This window comes from Paraburkholderia hospita, assembly GCF_002902965.1.
GTDB lineage: Bacteria > Pseudomonadota > Gammaproteobacteria > Burkholderiales > Burkholderiaceae > Paraburkholderia > Paraburkholderia hospita.
Window position 1 is genome coordinate 1,701,649 of record NZ_CP026107.1, and the last position, 14,807, is coordinate 1,716,455.

The 14,807-nt window shown below is 63.0% G+C and carries 12 protein-coding genes; 6 read left to right on the forward strand and 6 right to left on the reverse strand.

Going from position 1 to position 14,807, the window contains the following annotated elements; genetic code table 11:
* Positions 1-467 precede the first annotated feature (467 nt).
* Complete coding sequence (locus C2L64_RS40960; RefSeq protein WP_007579006.1) at positions 468-2,213, reverse strand: FAD-dependent oxidoreductase; 1,746 nt, start codon at positions 2,211-2,213, stop codon at positions 468-470.
* Between the two features lie 43 nt (positions 2,214-2,256).
* Positions 2,257-2,898: an HD domain-containing protein gene (locus C2L64_RS40965; protein WP_007579007.1), complete on the reverse strand. Its 642-nt coding sequence runs from the start codon at positions 2,896-2,898 to the stop codon at positions 2,257-2,259.
* Positions 2,899-3,484: 586 nt separating this feature from the next.
* Here C2L64_RS40965 and C2L64_RS40970 point away from each other — a divergent pair.
* The 6 genes from C2L64_RS40970 to C2L64_RS40995 all read left to right on the forward strand — a co-directional run bounded on the left by C2L64_RS40970 (position 3,485) and on the right by C2L64_RS40995 (position 10,437).
* On the forward strand, positions 3,485-4,459 hold the full coding sequence (locus C2L64_RS40970) for a LysR family transcriptional regulator (protein ID WP_007579009.1): 975 nt from the start codon (positions 3,485-3,487) through the stop codon (positions 4,457-4,459).
* Complete coding sequence (locus C2L64_RS40975) at positions 4,456-4,806, forward strand: hypothetical protein (protein WP_100215964.1); 351 nt, start codon at positions 4,456-4,458, stop codon at positions 4,804-4,806. The genes C2L64_RS40970 and C2L64_RS40975 overlap by 4 nt, the downstream gene beginning before the upstream one ends.
* Before the next feature lie 276 nt (positions 4,807-5,082).
* Positions 5,083-7,440, forward strand: a complete 2,358-nt coding sequence (locus C2L64_RS40980) for an FdhF/YdeP family oxidoreductase (RefSeq protein ID WP_007579014.1) — start codon at positions 5,083-5,085, stop codon at positions 7,438-7,440.
* A complete protein-coding gene (locus C2L64_RS40985; protein WP_007579016.1) occupies positions 7,433-8,842 on the forward strand; it encodes a cytochrome ubiquinol oxidase subunit I in 1,410 nt (469 codons plus the stop codon). Before C2L64_RS40980 ends, C2L64_RS40985 begins: the two co-directional genes overlap by 8 nt.
* A 30-nt stretch (positions 8,843-8,872) precedes the next feature.
* Entirely contained in the window at positions 8,873-9,862 is a 990-nt protein-coding gene (locus C2L64_RS40990; RefSeq protein WP_007579018.1) for a cytochrome d ubiquinol oxidase subunit II, read from the forward strand.
* Positions 9,863-9,930: 68 nt separating this feature from the next.
* Positions 9,931-10,437, forward strand: coding sequence for a Dps family protein (locus tag C2L64_RS40995; RefSeq protein ID WP_051058150.1), 507 nt, complete (start codon positions 9,931-9,933; stop codon positions 10,435-10,437).
* A 22-nt stretch (positions 10,438-10,459) separates the two neighbouring features.
* Here the strand turns inward: C2L64_RS40995 and C2L64_RS41000 are convergent, their stop codons facing one another.
* The 4 genes from C2L64_RS41000 to C2L64_RS41015 form a co-directional block, all read right to left on the reverse strand.
* Positions 10,460-11,332 (reverse strand): alpha/beta fold hydrolase, encoded by an 873-nt coding sequence (locus C2L64_RS41000; protein WP_007579022.1) that lies wholly within the window; start codon positions 11,330-11,332, stop codon positions 10,460-10,462.
* Between the two features lie 125 nt (positions 11,333-11,457).
* On the reverse strand, positions 11,458-12,423 hold the full coding sequence (locus tag C2L64_RS41005; protein ID WP_039900044.1) for a LysR family transcriptional regulator: 966 nt from the start codon (positions 12,421-12,423) through the stop codon (positions 11,458-11,460).
* A 154-nt stretch (positions 12,424-12,577) separates the two neighbouring features.
* Positions 12,578-12,964, reverse strand: coding sequence for a DUF3331 domain-containing protein (locus C2L64_RS41010; RefSeq protein ID WP_007579026.1), 387 nt, complete (start codon positions 12,962-12,964; stop codon positions 12,578-12,580).
* 70 nt (positions 12,965-13,034) lie between these two features.
* Positions 13,035-13,994 carry a helix-turn-helix domain-containing protein gene (locus tag C2L64_RS41015; RefSeq protein WP_007579028.1) on the reverse strand — a complete coding sequence of 320 codons (960 nt, stop codon included), beginning with the start codon at positions 13,992-13,994 and terminating at the stop codon, positions 13,035-13,037.
* Between the last annotated feature and the right edge of the window lie 813 nt (positions 13,995-14,807).

The window sequence follows — 14,807 nt, forward strand, 5'->3', positions numbered from 1 at the left end:
TGCGCACGCAACGCTTCACGGCACGCGCCGCTGAGTCGTAGTCGAAAGGAATCGCGGATAGAGCAAGACACAATACGTAGCATGCTGCATACCGAATGATGTGCTTGGCAGTCTAGAACGGCGCGGCTGATGCATGGGTGGAAAAATCCGAACGATCTGTTCAAAAATTTTGAAGTCGTTGCAAGGGCATTCATTGCGAGGGTCCGGCATGAAGCCCTCATCAAAGCGAAGGCGTGTTGGCGATGCATAGACCTCATCGCTTTGGCGCGGCGTCGTCGTTGGCGAGCACCCGTTGGTACGTCGCCCGATCCTCGCGGACACGCGCAAGACCGGGAAACGCCATGTGCGCAGCCGCGACGAGATCGCGCCGCGCGCAACGCACGAAGACGGATCATTGATGTTCACTCACTCGCTGCGACATGCGTCGAAGCATAGCGAGTCTGTCGAATCGCGGCCGCTAATTGTTGTTAAACGTTCTGTGCAGCCGCGTGGCAATGCGCGAGATAAGCATGAATCTGGCTCACGACGGCCGCGCCATCGCCCACGGCGGACGCCACGCGCTTGGTCGATTCGGAGCGCACGTCGCCGACCGCGAACATGCCGGGCAAGCTGGTTTCGAGCGGATAGTGAATGCCCGTACCGGCTTGCGTGTGCGAGCGCCGCGCGAAGCCCGTCACGATGAAACCGTGGCTATCCAGTTCGACGCCGCTCGACATGAGCCAATCGGTCTTCGGATCGGCGCCGATGAAAAGGAACAGGTGACGCGTTTCAATCGTCTCGTCGCCCTCTTCTTCGCGCCGCACATGGACATGCGTCAATCCCGCCTCGTCGCCTTCGAGCGTTTGCAGCGTACAGCGCGTGCACACCGAGACGTTCGGCAACGAGCCGATGCGGTCGATCAGATACTTCGACATGCTCGCATTCAGGTCCGCGCCACGAATCAGCACGCGAATGCTGCGCGCGAAGTTGGCGAGAAACACGGTGGCCTGGCCCGCGGAATTGCCGCCGCCGATCAGCACGATGTCCTGCCCCTTGACCAGCTTGGCCTCGATGGGAGACGCCCAGTAGTAGATGCCGTTCCCTTCGAACCGATCGAAGCCCGCGACGCCCGGCTTGCGATACGCCGCGCCGCTCGCGACGACAACCGTGCGCGCATTGACGCGCTGACCGTCGAGCAGCGTCAGCCCGTGAATGCCGTCTTCGCTGTCGACGCACGTGACCTTGCCCGGAATCGCCAGATGCGCGCCGAACTTCAACGCCTGCTGGAACGCGCGCGCGGCGAGCGCCTGGCCCGAGATGCCCGTCGGAAAGCCGAGGTAGTTCTCGATCCGCGAACTCGCGCCCGCCTGCCCGCCTGGCGCGCGCTGGTCGAACACGGCAACGGACAAACCTTCCGTGGCCGCATACACGGCGGCGGCCAGTCCCGCCGGACCCGCGCCGACGATCGCGACGTCATACACATGCGAGCGCTCGAAAGTCGGCACGAGGCCGAGGCACGACGCGAGCTGCGCTTCATCGGGTGCGCGCAGCACGGAGCCGTTCGGGCAGAACACCAGCGGGAAATCGTCGGGGCCTGTCGTGATGCCCGCGAGCAGCGTGACGGCCTCGGCGTCGTGACGCGCGTCGATCACCATCGCGGGATACGCGTTGCGGCGCAGGAAGCCCTGCAACCGGACGAGGCGCGCATCGTCGCCATTGCCGACGATGATCGGCCCGAGCCCCTGCTCGATCAGCCCCAGCCGGCGGAGAATCAGCGCGCGCATGATGTGCTCGCCGAGTTGCGCGTCGGCGACGATCAACGCGCGCAGCTTGTCGGGCGACACCACGAGCGTTTCGCAATCGGTCAGCGCGATGCCATCGATCAACGCGGGCTTGCCCGACAACTGCGCCATCTCGGCCATGAAATGGCCGTCGTCGTGCTCGGTTACGAGCGTCGAGCGGCCGAAGCTGTCGCGCGAACAGATTCGCACACGCCCGTGCAACAGCACGAACAGCCCCAGTGCGATGCGCCCCGTTTCGAAGATCAGCTCGCCCGCCTTGAACGACATCGGCTGCGCGAAGCGGCGCAGGCTCGCGATCTGCGCAGGGGACAAGCGCGGAAACATCTGATGCTGCCGGAACTCCAGCGACGAATACGGCATCGCCAGATCCGGCGCGCCCGCATCGGGCTGGGTAGACAGAAGATCTGGAGGGTTGATCGCCGGGGTACTCATTGTTTTGGTTTGCCTTGACTGAATGTGTTGACGCGAGCGGCCGCTAGTGGGGCCACTCCGATCCCAGCACCAGCCCGCAAAAATTCAGGCGCCGGTAGTCCGGGTCCCATCTGTCGAGCACGTCCGCGTTGACCGTGCCGAACGTCGTTTCGGGCCGATGCTCCATGCCGCACGCGTACGCCTCGATCAGCTTCGTCTTGAAGCCGCGTTCGCGCGGAAACGCCTGCACGATGTCATCGCGCTGCTGCGCCATGAACTCGTGATAGCGCGCGCCGCGAACGTCCATGTGGACGCCGGCGCTGAGGAGCGCGACCAGCGGCGACATGTGTTCGGGAATGCCCGGCGTGGTATGCAGCGCGATCGCGGTCCACACTTGCGCCGTCTCGGATTCGTCGGCGCGGTGACTGCGCAGAAACTCGCGCGCCGCGTTTGCGCTGTCGATCTCGAAGCGGTTCGGCGAATGGCTATACCGCTCGTTCAGCCCGACGTTGTGAAAAAGCGCGCTGACGTACAGCAGTTCCATATCGAATGCGAGCGCGTCCTTGCAGCCTATCAACGCAGCGAACAAAAACACGCGCAGCGCGTGATGCAACAACAACTCGGGCTCGATACCGCGAACATGCTCGAAAGCCGCGCGAGCCAGCACGCCGTCGGGAATGTCGACGCCGGCAACGTTCTTGTTCATGTTGACTCCTCCGCGCCGGATGACGCCCGGCCATGTGCTCCAATGCACCTTGCAGCGTAGCAATGCGGAGTGAAGAATACTTTGTCGATGCATTAAAAAACCTGAATACACGCGATGAAATTTGCGTGCTTCAATGCCGGATTTCCCTGTTTTTTAGCGCCTGCCATGCTCACAGCATTGCGCGGCGCGTGCCGCGAAACACCTCGCGTTTCCACTAAACACATTGCTGCTGGCCGTGCAGGCGGATGCGTCGGGCGCGGTTTCGCCCTTTAAATTTCCTGAAAACGACTCGTTGCGAGGCGCACGAAGCATACGCCTGCCGCCGCTCGCTTTTGGTTGCGTCCAGCGCAATGCAGGATTGCAGCGTGGACGGATTCATCAAGCTGCGCGCAACGGATCAGGTATCCGCATCGAATCGTGCCCGCCGCCCTATACCAACGTATGAGGCCCTGACTACTTGGATTAAGCAGACGTCCCAACGTACGATGGTTCATTCCGTCGCCTCGGTCTATCTTTGTCTCAAGCGGCAAAAAGTCGTATTCCGCACAAGACAAAACGGATTAGACAGCACGAGGTGAACGGTTCCATGGACAAGATCTTGAGCATGCGTATTTTCTCGCGCGTCGTCGAGTCGGGCAGCTTCAGCGCGGTGGCAGACCACATGAACTGCAGCACGGGCAGTGTGTCGCGCGCCGTGTCGTCGCTCGAAGACCATCTGCACGCGCGACTCCTGCAACGTACGACGCGCAAGGTTTCGCTGACGGAACCGGGCGAGCGCTACTACCAGAAGTGCAAGAAGATCCTCGCCGATCTGGAAGACGCCGAAGCCGAAGCGGGCGATGCGCATACCAGCGCGCGCGGCACGCTGCGGATTCACTGCGTGACGGATCTGGGCCTCGCGCAACTGACGCACTCCATTCTCGAGTATCGCAAGCGCTTTCCGACCGTCGCGGTGCAGTTGAAGTTTCTGCCGCGCATGGCGAATCTGCTCGAAGACGAGGTCGATGTGTCGATCGTCGCCGCGCCGACGCTGCCCGACTCGCGCAACGTCTGCAAGCTGATCGGTCACAGCGAGCGCGTGCTGGTCGCCTCCCCTGCCTTTCTTCAGACGCATCGGATCGAAACCGCGAGCGATCTCGACGAGCACGCGCTGACGCCGATGCCGTTCCGTGTCGAGCCGAACGGCCATCCCGTGAAGCTCAGCCTGGTGAAGCCAACCGGACAGTCGACGGGTCAGGAAGGCGCCGGCCAGTTCGCGATCAACGACACCGAGGCGATCCGCATTGCGACGCTGGCGGGCGCGGGCGTCGCGGCATTGCCGGTGCACTGCGTGATAGACGACATTCGTAATGGAAGGCTGCTTCAGTTATTCCCGGAATCGCGCCTTCAAAATACGAGCGTTTTCGCCGTTTATTCAAGCCGGCATCATATCGACGCGAAGATCAAGACCTTCATCGACTTCATGACGTCGCATCTGAGAGAGGCGCTCGACGCCCGCCTTTTAAACGAGCACCAACATCAAACCTTCAGCCGTGTAGCGCGCGTAATGGAGAATGCATGATGCGCACCATCGCCTTTCCTTTTTTCCGACCCAGCTATGCGGTTGCCGCATGTAGCGTTGCCTTGGCTGCGACCTGTGCGTATCAGGCGCCGGGCATAATGCAGGCGATTCTCGTGGTCGGCGCGAATGCGCAATTGCCGCTCGAGCGTCTGGCCGCCGAAGCCGGCAAGCCAACGCCCGTGTCGGCTACGGATGTTTCATCGCCGTGGAAGGAACATGTGCCCGCGCGAGCGCGGCCTGCGATGCAAAAGCTCGACAGTTTCGGCGAGCCGCTGCGCGACCGGCATGCGCATCGTGGCATGTATGGATACCAGCGCAGCGTGACCGATTACAAATACTGGACGTAACCTCACAGTTCATTTTCGCGCTTAAAAAAGCGGGCGATTTGTGTCAGACAAATCGCCCGCTTTTTTTTCATTCGTGATGAACGACGCTTTTCGCTTCTTCATTGGCTGACCGCTAAAACAAGGCACCAAACGAATCGCTCGCGGGCTTAATCACCTCGCAACCGGTCAGGCAACTCCGTGTGGAAATAAAACCAGCGGGCAAACAGACAAGACGCTTTGTTTCCGTGACCCGATCATTCGCTCAATGACACTGGTTCGACTGGACAGGAAACGGAAATGGGCAAAAAAAAGGTGATCCGCATTTACAGCGACCCCGCAGGCGGTTGGGGCGCGCTCAAGGCAACGGGCGAAGCGCTGACGCTTCAAGGCATCCCCGTGTCCGGCGCAAAGACGCTGCTGCACATGAACCAGCCGCAAGGCTTCGACTGTCCGGGTTGCGCATGGCCCGACCCGAAGCATACGTCGTCGTTCGAGTTCTGCGAGAACGGCGCGAAGGCCGTCGCGTGGGAAGCGACCGTGAACCGCTGCACGCCGGAGTTCTTCGCCGCGCACAGCGTTTCCGAGCTCACCGCATGGGACGACTACGACCTCGAAATGGTCGGCCGCCTCACGCATCCGATGGTCTATGACGCCATCACGGACCGCTATGCGCCCATCAGCTGGGAAGATGCCTTCGCGCTCGTGGGTCGCCATCTGAACGCGCTCGACCATCCCGATCAGGCCGATTTCTATACGTCGGGCCGGGCGTCGAACGAAGCGGCGTTTCTCTACCAGTTGTTCGTCCGCGAGTTCGGTAGCAACAACTTTCCCGACTGCTCGAACATGTGCCACGAAGCGACGAGCGTCGGCTTGCCGCAATCGATCGGCGTGGGCAAAGGCACGGTGCTGCTCGAAGACTTCGAACACGCCGATGCGATCTTCATCTTCGGGCAGAACCCCGGCACCAACAGCCCGCGGATGATGAGCGACCTGCATTCGGCGTCGCGGCGCGGCGCGAAGATCGTGTCGTTCAATCCGTTCCGCGAGCGCGCGCTGGAGCGCTTCGCGTCGCCGCAAAATCCCGTCGAAATGGCGACACTAGGCTACACGCCGATCAGCACGTTCCTGTATCAGGTCAAGGTAGGCGGCGACGTCGCCGTGCTCAAGGGGATGATGAAGGCCATCGTCGAAGCCGACGACGCCGCGCTTGCCGCCGATAAACCGCGCATCCTCGACATCGAATTCATACAGGGCCATACGCACGGCATCGATGCGCTGCTCGACGATCTGCGCGCGACATCGTGGGATGCGGTCGAACGGCATTCGGGTCTGTCGCGCGCCGACATCGAGAACGCGGCGAACATCTACATGCAGGCCGAGAATGCGATTCTCGTGTACGGCATGGGCATTACGCAGCATCATCGCGGCACGGAAAACGTCCAGCAGATAGCAAATCTTGCGCTGCTGCGTGGCAACGTCGGCCGCGAAGGCGCGGGCATTTGCCCGGTGCGCGGACATTCGAACGTGCAAGGCAACCGCACGGTCGGCATCACCGAGAAACCAAACAAGGGCTTGATTGAAGGCATCGAGCGCGCCTTCGGTTTTCGCCCGCCGACCAACCACGGCAACGACGTGATCGCAACGCTCGAAGCGATGATGCGCGGCGACGCGAAAGTGTTCATCGGGCTGGGCGGCAATTTTGCTGCTGCGATTCCCGACTGGGTACGCATGCAGGAAGCGATTCGCAAGCTCGATCTGACCGTGCACATCGCGACCAAGCTCAATCGCAGCCATCTCGTGCACGGCAAGGAAGCGCTGATTCTGCCGTGCCTCGGCCGCACGGAGATCGACATTCAGGCGGGCGGCCCGCAGTCGATCACCGTCGAAGATTCGATGTCGATGGTGCACGCTTCCGCCGGCCGCAACGAGCCCGCGTCGCCGCATCTGATGAGCGAGCCGGCCATCGTCGCGGGCATTGCGCGCGCGACGCTCGGTGAGCAGTCGCGTGTGCCCTGGGAGCAGATGGTCGCGAACTACGACCATATTCGCGATGCGATCGAAATCGTGTTCCCGATTTTCCAGGCATACAACGAGCGCATCCGCGTGCCGGGCGGCTTCCATCTCACGTCGAGCGCGCGCGAACGCGTGTGGGATACGCCGACGGGCCGCGCGAATTTTCTCGTCTTTAAAGGGCTCGACGAGAACCCGTGGCACGACGATCCCGACGCGCTGTGGCTCACCACCATGCGCAGCCACGATCAGTACAACACCACGCTCTATTCGCACTCGGACCGCTATCGCGGTGTGTTCGGCCAGCGCGACGTCGTGTTCATGAATCAGCACGAGCTGCAAAAGCGCGGGCTGCATCCGGGCGAGCGCGTCAATATCGTCGCGCTCTCGACGGATGGCATCGAACGCGTTGTCCGCAGCTTCAAGGTGGTCGAGTATTCGCTGCCCGACGGATGCTGCGGCGCGTACTACCCGGAGGTAAATCCGCTCGTGCCGCTCTACGCGTTCGATCCGCAAAGCCGCACGCCCTCGTACAAGTCGGTGCCCGTGAAGGTCGTGCGTGCCGCCGCTGTCGGCCCCGACTCCGCAACGCGCGCCATCGTCGTGCAAGCTGCGCCGCAAGCCGAGGAGGCCAGCCATGCTTGATCATGTTGCCAACCTGTCGCGCGCGCAGTTTGCGATGACGGCCATCTTCCATATTTTGTGGCCGATCCTGACCATCAGCCTGTCCGCGTTTCTTTTCCTCGTCGAAGCGCTGTGGATCAAGACAGGCGACGTGATGTTGTACCGTCAGGCGCGCTTCTGGAGCAAGCTGCTGGTGCTGAACTTCGCGGTCGGCGTGGTCAGCGGCATTCCGATGGAGTTTCAGTTCGGCACCAACTGGGCAGGCTTCTCGCAGTACGCCGGTCAGTTCATCGGCAACATTCTCGGCTTCGAAGGCGCGATGGCGTTCATGCTCGAAGCGGGTTTCGTCGGCGTGATGCTGCTCGGCTGGGGCCGCGTGCCGCGTGGCGTGCACCTGTTTGCGACGGGCATGGTCGCGCTCGGCTCCAGCATCTCGGCGTTCTGGATCATGGTCGCCAACTCGTGGATGCAGACGCCGGCGGGCTATGCCGTGGTCGACGGCAAGATCGAGGTGACCAACTATCTGGCCGCGATCTTCAATCCCGACATGGTGTGGGGCGTGTCGCACATGTGGGTCGCGGCAATCGAAACAGGCATGTTCGTGATCGCGGGCATCTCCGCGTACAACCTGTTCCGCAGGCGCCACCCCGAGTTCTTTGCGCGCTCGTTCAAGATCGCGCTCGCCGTGCTGGTGATCGCTGCGCCGCTGCAGGTCTGGCTCGGCGATTCGAGCGGCGTGAGCGTGTTCGAAACGCAGCCGGCGAAAGGCGCGGCCATCGAAGGCCACTGGCACACCAATGCGCCCGGCACGGGCGCGTCGTGGTCGCTGCTCGCGTGGCCGGACAAAACGGCGCAGCGCAACGACTGGTCGCTGGAAGTCCCCGGCATGCTGAGCGTGCTCGGCACGCACTCGCTGCACGGCCAGGTGAAGGGCTTGACCGACTTCAAGCCCGAAGACCAGCCGCCGATGCTCCCCCTGCTCTACTACGCGTTCCGCGTGATGGCGGGCATCGGCTTCTGCTTCATGCTGCTGGCGTTCTGGACCGTCTTCGCGCTGCGCAAGGCACGCGGCAGCCTCGATGCGCTGCTGGCGCGCCGCAAGCTGCTGCTCGCGTGGGTGTTGTGCATTCCGCTGCCGTATGTCGCCGTCGAAGCGGGCTGGATCGTGCGTGAAGTGGGACGTCAGCCGTGGGTCGTGTATGGGCTGCTGCGCACGAGTCAGGCGGCATCCACAGTCGCGCCCTCGTCGATCTCGCTGAGCATGGTGATGTTCTTCGCGTTCTATGTCGTGCTGCTCGTCACGTTCTTCGTCCTCGCGCGCCGCTGGCTGCGCACGGGCCCCGATCTGACCAGCGTGCCGCCTGCGATCGTCACAGCGGACGCTGCGCGCACCGCGACGACGAAATCCATTTCCGGCTATTGATGCCGCGTACTCCGCTCAAGAGGTTGCTTCATGGATAGCTCTACACATTCGTTGCTGGCCTACGTGTGGTTCGGCCTGCTCGGCCTGATGCTGGTCTTCTACGTCGTGACCGACGGCTTCGATCTCGGCGTCGGCATTCTCAGCCTGCTGCGCACGCGGCGTGAAGATCGCGACGTGATGGTCGAGTCGATCGGCCACGTCTGGGACGCGAACGAAACCTGGCTCGTCGTGCTCGGCGGCGGACTGTTCGGCGCATTTCCGGTTGCGTATGCGCAACTGATGCAGGATCTCTATCTGCCCATCATGGGGCTGATCGCCGGGCTCATCATGCGCGGCGCGGCGATCGAGTTCCGCCACAGCGTCGACCATGGTCCGCTGTGGGACAAGGTGTTCGGCATCGGCAGTCTCGTCGCCGCGCTCGCGCAAGGCGTCGTGCTCGGCAAGATCATCACGGGTCTCGTGCCGGGCGAGATGAGCCAGGGGTTCATCGTCGTGGCGGCGATCGGCGTGGTCGCGGGCTATACGCTGCTGGGCGCGACGTATCTGGTGAAGAAGACGGTAGGCATGATCGAGCAATGGTCTCGGCGTCTCGCGCTGCTGAGCGCGATGCTGACGGTCGCAGCCGCGCTGCTGCTGACCATCGCGACATGGTTCTTCAGCGATGTCGGCCTCGAGCGCTGGACGCAGCCGGGCGTCATGCATGTGCTGATCGCGCTCGGCCTCGCGGCGGCGCTCGCCTTCGCGTTCATCGTGGCGTCGCTGTACATGGGCGCGTCGCGAGGGCCGTTTCGCGGCGCGGTGACGCTGTTCATCGTGTCGTTCGTCGGCCTTGCCGTCAGCCTGTTCCCGGACTTCGTGCCCGGCAAGCTGGGCATCGTGCAGGCGGCTTCCGATTCGCACACGCTCGCGTTCATGCTGGCCGGTATCGGACTGATCTTCCCCGTGATGATCGGCTACAACCTGTACCAGTACTACATCTTCCGCGGCAAGGTCATTGGCGAAGCGCACGCGGGCGAGTGACGCTTTCTATGTTCGACGATGCGGCCACGCTTCAGGCCGCGTCGGCCTCACATTCCTGGAACACCGTCATGTCCCATTCCTACGCCTTCGTCGACGCAATACCCGCCGCGCAGTTCAGGCCTTTCAGCGAACATGCTGTCGAGGATATTTCGTCGCACCTGAACCCGTTGCTCGCCGATGTGTTCGCGCTGTATCTCAAGACGAAGAACTTTCATTGGCGCATGTTCGGCCCGCAGTTCCGCGACTGTCATCTGCTGCTCGATGAACAAGGCGAGCGCATCTTCGAAATCACCGATGCGATTGCCGAGCGCGTGCGCATGATCGGCGGCACGACGCTGCATTCGATTAGCGATATCGCGCGCCTGCAACGACTCGCCGAAAACGATGTACCCGCCGCGCCGCCGCAACAGATGCTCGCCGAGCTCCGCGCGGACAACCTGCGGCTCGCGGCCTTCATGCTGAGTGCGCACGCGGCCTGCGAAAAGCATCACGACATCGCGACGGCCAGCCTGCTGGAGAACTGGATCGCCGACGCGCAGCGGCGCGCGCGGTTTCTCCTCGAAGCGATGCGTTAATCAATCGCCGGGCGCGCGAGCATCAACCTTCCCAGCCTTCGAGAAAGTCGACCAGAATCCGGTTGACGATCTCCGGCTGCTCTTCATGCGGCAGATGCCCCGCGCGCGGAATCGCGTGCGTCACGACATCACGCGCCATGCCCTTCCAGACGTTCTCCATGTCGAACATCTGGCCCACCGCATAGAACGCCTCGCCCCACAACGCGAGCGTCGGTGCTTCGATCAGCACGTCGGCATCTTCCTTGTCCTGCGCAACGTCGACGGCGTTCGCGCGATAGTCCGCCATCGCGCCGCGCACCGCGCCGGGCGCCTCGTACGCGCGCACATAGGTTTCGAATGCCTCGCCCGAAATCGCGTTCGGGTCATAGCACCAGTCCGAGAAGAAATGCCGCAGCCACGCGCGCTCCTTGCCTGCGATCAGCGTCTCCGGCAGGTCGGGCACCTGATGGAACAGAAAGAACCAGTACGCGCGCGCGATCTTCGCGTCGATCGCTTGCGCGACGATGCGCGTCGGCACGTTGTCCATCACGACGAGCCGGTCCACCGCTTCGGGATGATCCTTCGCAAAGCGCGTCGCCACGCGCGCGCCGCGATCGTGCCCGACGAGCGCCACGCGTTCGATCGACAGTTCGCTCAACAACGCGCGCAGGTCGTTCGCCATGGTCCGCTTGTCGTAGCCGCTCGCGGGCTTGTCGGTTTCGCCGTAGCCGCGCAGGTCCGGCGCGATCACGCGATAGTGCTGCGCGAGCGCGGGAATCTGATGCCGCCAGGCGTGATTCGTTTCGGGAAAACCGTGCAGCAGCACGACGGGCGCGCCTTCGCCTGCTTCGACATAGTGCTGGCGAATGCCGTTTGCAGTGACCGTGTGATGCGTGAGGTCGATCGTGTTCGTCATGACTGATTCTCCAATGGTGATCCGGTCGATGCCGGTTGAGAATCAGTCTATTGAGCAGGCGGCCTGTGATTAAGCCTAGGGCGGGGATAAAGAGTCTTGATGGCGCTGCGGGTAATCGTATTGATTCAGGCCCGTTTCGCGGCCGGCTCGACCGCGCGGCTCAGTGCGTCGATACGTGCGCGGGCGTCTTCCAGCGCGGGCGTCAACGTCGAACGCAAATGATCGAGCAAGGTGCGGACTTTCGCCTCCAGATAACGCCGCGAAGGATACACCGCGTACACCGTGAACGGCTTGAGCCTGTACCGCGGCAACACGCGTACCAGATTGCCAGCGACGAGATCCTCGACAACCGAATACGTCGCGAGCGTGCCGATACCCGCGCCGTCCAGCAACATTGCGCGCATCACGTCGGGCGCATTGACCTGCAGCGGCGCATGCGCGAGCGTAATGACCTGAGTGTCATGCGCGCTTTCGAGGTGCCATTCGTCGGGCGGCGAAACGGGTGTTTCGAGCTTCAGCAGCGTATGCGCTGCTAGGTCGTCGGGTGTGAGCGGCATGCCGTGCTGCTTCACGTAGCCGGGCGAAGCGACCATCAACGACCACGCTGAACCGAGCGACTGCGCGACATAGGCGGAATCGGGAAGCTGCGTCGCCGAGATCAGCGAGACGTCATAGCCGTCCTCGACCAGGTTCGGCATGCTCTGCTCGATCTTCAGCTCGACGGATACATGGGGGTACGCGCGCTGGTAGCTGACCAGCGCCGCCGCCACCGTGCTTTGCGCGAGACCCGGCGCGCAATGCAGCCGCACCTTGCCCGCCGGCGACACGCTCGCGTTGCGCGCCTCGTCCGTTGCCGCATCGAGGTCCGCGAGGATCGCCTTCGCACGTTCGTAGAAGCGGGTGCCCGCTTCCGTCAGCGACAGGTGGCGTGTCGTGCGATGCAGCAGCGCCGTCTGCAACTGCTCTTCAAGCGCTGTGACCGCGCGCGAAATCTGCGCAGCCGTTACGTCGTTCTCTTTCGCGACCGCAGTGAACGAACCCGTTTCGACCACCCGGGCGAACACGCGCATGCTCCCGACGATATCTGCCATTCGCTGACCCAGGCAAAGTGACTATCCCGTCTCGCACGACACGCCCGTTCCCGGCCGCATCGCGCCCCAAGGCGGGGACTATGCCATATGCGCCGCGTTATTCGCATTGCAGGGGACATCGCGCGCCGCCGGCATGGGGCACGATGCGCGCCGTTCAGAGGGTGTCCGCGTCACGCAGGACGGACGCGAGGATCATCGCATCGCCATTGACGGGCGTGGGCCGCGGATTCGGCTTGTACACGGCGTCGCCGGGGCGGATGGCCTGGCCGCTCATCGCGCAGAAGCCCGGCATGCGGGCGCGCGCCATGCGCCAGACCTGATCGCCGAAGCAGCCGCGTGTCGAATCGCGCCACGCGATGGTGGCTGTCGAAGGCGTCGGGCGATCGATCAGCGTCACCTGCGCGCCCACGGGCTCATCCGTGCTGCGCGTCTTGTGACGCGGCTGCGCTGCGGCGTCCGCGACGGCCATCAGGCGCGAAGTCGTCCCTAGCAGACCGATGGTCTGGGTCCATGGGTCCATCACGTTTGCGTTTGCCAGCATGTCGAAACTCCTGTGGAAAGCGATCGGTTCGGGCGAGGCTTGTGGACTGTCTGAAGTACGGGACGGCGCTTTAGCGCGCGTCGCTGGTCTTCTCTTTCCAGCGATGCGGCGTTTCGCCGACAAACTTCTTGAACACGGTCGTGAAGTGGGCCTGGGAGCGGAATCCGCAGCTCAGCGCGACATCCATCACGTTGTGCTTCGATGTCACGAGCAGATGCTGCGCATGCTCGACTCGCCGGCGCAGCAGATATTCATGCGGGCGCACGCCCGTTGCGCGGCGAAATTGCGCGGCGAAATGCATGCGCGTGAGGCCGGCGCTCGCCGCGATGTCGGCAAGCCCGATGGGTTCGGCAAGATGGGCTTCGACGAATTCGATCACGCGGTTCATGCGCCACTGCGGCAGCGGCGCGGCCTCGCGCGAACGGCGGGTCGCGCCGGCGAAATGACGCCCGACGATATGCGACACGATCGCGAGACTCACGCTGTCGGTGAACATCTTGCCGAGCGCGGCGTCGTTGCTCTGCGAGACGGCCAGCGCCTGGCCCAGACGCTCGAGCACGGGGTCGCGGATGAGGTCGGGATCGTCGAGCACGATGTCGGCGTCGCGCGAGTGCTGGAACAGGTCCTGATAGCACTCGGCGAGCACCTGCTGCGACACGAACAGATGCAGCACATCGGCGGACGACGAGAACACGGCTCGGGTCGGCACGCCGGGCGCGGTGACCTGAACGGCACCTGCCGTCAGACGGCCGTGTACGAGCCTGCGTCCGGCGTGATCGAAGGTGAGCGCCGCGCACTTCAGGTTCAGGCCGATGCAGTGATCGGCGACACTGCCTTCGTTGGACACTTCGAGCGGCGCGTCGCCGCCGTGCGTCCAGCGCATGACGATTACGTTATCGCGCTGCGTCGCGGCGTCGTGCGCGGACGCGTTCATGCGGCGCCATTGCTGCTCGGCGACGATGGGGGATGCCTGGCGGCGCGACACGACATCGGCAAGCGGAGCGGGCAGGTCGATCAGTGTGGTGGTCATGGCAGGTTCTTCCGTTTTCAGTGATTTGATTGCGGCGCAAATAACGCTGCCGCGATGGAATCAAAGTTAAACGGATGGGCCTGGCGCGACTAGCCGTACATAGGGTTGCCCGTGCAGTCGAATGGTTGCGTCAACCTATATGAAGGTTTAATACCGGTTGGGGCGCGCGGGGCGCGGGATTTGTTGTTTTGGGCGGCGCGGCTGGGTGGGGGTTTTGGGTTTTCTTCGCTTGCAGCCGCGTTGTGGTGGATTGCCTGTGGGTTCGCTGGCATCCGCGCTTTGCCTTCGTGCTTCACGCGTTGCCCCTGTGCGGGGCGGCACCTACTTTTCTTTGCCGCCGCAAAGAAAAGTAGGCAAAAGAAAGCGGCTAACACCGCCAACTCTAGTTCTTGCCTGAGGGCCCCCAAAGGGTCTTCCGCTTCACACGGCAACGTCTTTGTTAGCGCGCGTTGCCAACGCTCCGAATGAACGCCTCACCCACTTCAAGCACCCGCACAAGGGCTAGCGGCAGCGAATGGTTTGTGCCGCCCAGGTGGCAAACTGTGTGTAGGTTGTCGCGACGTATGGCTTGGCGCTCTTACAGGGTGGAGCGCGTGCTATCGGTCCGAAGTGAGGCGTGTGTGGCGCTACGGCCTACACACAGTTTGCCGCTATAGAACGTCGGAAATTTGATGGGGCATGTTGAGACGCGGGTGCGTGAAGCGGGTGAGGCGCACCGCAAGAGCGTTGGCAACGAACATGGGTCACATGATTGCCGTGTGAAGCGGAAGACCCTTTGGGGGCCCTCAGGCAAATACAAGAACTGGCGGTGTT

Excerpts from the sequence above, each read along its gene's own strand:
- C2L64_RS40960 (WP_007579006.1), bottom strand. The coding sequence starts at position 2,213 with ATGAGTACCCCGGCGATCAACCCTCCAGATCTTCTGTCTACCCAGCCC.
- C2L64_RS40965 (WP_007579007.1), bottom strand. The coding sequence starts at position 2,898 with ATGAACAAGAACGTTGCCGGCGTCGACATTCCCGACGGCGTGCTGGCT.
- C2L64_RS40970 (WP_007579009.1), top strand. The coding sequence starts at position 3,485 with ATGGACAAGATCTTGAGCATGCGTATTTTCTCGCGCGTCGTCGAGTCG.
- C2L64_RS40975 (WP_100215964.1), top strand. The coding sequence starts at position 4,456 with ATGATGCGCACCATCGCCTTTCCTTTTTTCCGACCCAGCTATGCGGTT.
- C2L64_RS40980 (WP_007579014.1), top strand. The coding sequence starts at position 5,083 with ATGGGCAAAAAAAAGGTGATCCGCATTTACAGCGACCCCGCAGGCGGT.
- C2L64_RS40985 (WP_007579016.1), top strand. The coding sequence starts at position 7,433 with ATGCTTGATCATGTTGCCAACCTGTCGCGCGCGCAGTTTGCGATGACG.
- C2L64_RS40990 (WP_007579018.1), top strand. The coding sequence starts at position 8,873 with ATGGATAGCTCTACACATTCGTTGCTGGCCTACGTGTGGTTCGGCCTG.
- C2L64_RS40995 (WP_051058150.1), top strand. The coding sequence starts at position 9,931 with ATGTCCCATTCCTACGCCTTCGTCGACGCAATACCCGCCGCGCAGTTC.
- C2L64_RS41000 (WP_007579022.1), bottom strand. The coding sequence starts at position 11,332 with ATGACGAACACGATCGACCTCACGCATCACACGGTCACTGCAAACGGC.
- C2L64_RS41005 (WP_039900044.1), bottom strand. The coding sequence starts at position 12,423 with ATGGCAGATATCGTCGGGAGCATGCGCGTGTTCGCCCGGGTGGTCGAA.
- C2L64_RS41010 (WP_007579026.1), bottom strand. The coding sequence starts at position 12,964 with ATGCTGGCAAACGCAAACGTGATGGACCCATGGACCCAGACCATCGGT.
- C2L64_RS41015 (WP_007579028.1), bottom strand. The coding sequence starts at position 13,994 with ATGACCACCACACTGATCGACCTGCCCGCTCCGCTTGCCGATGTCGTG.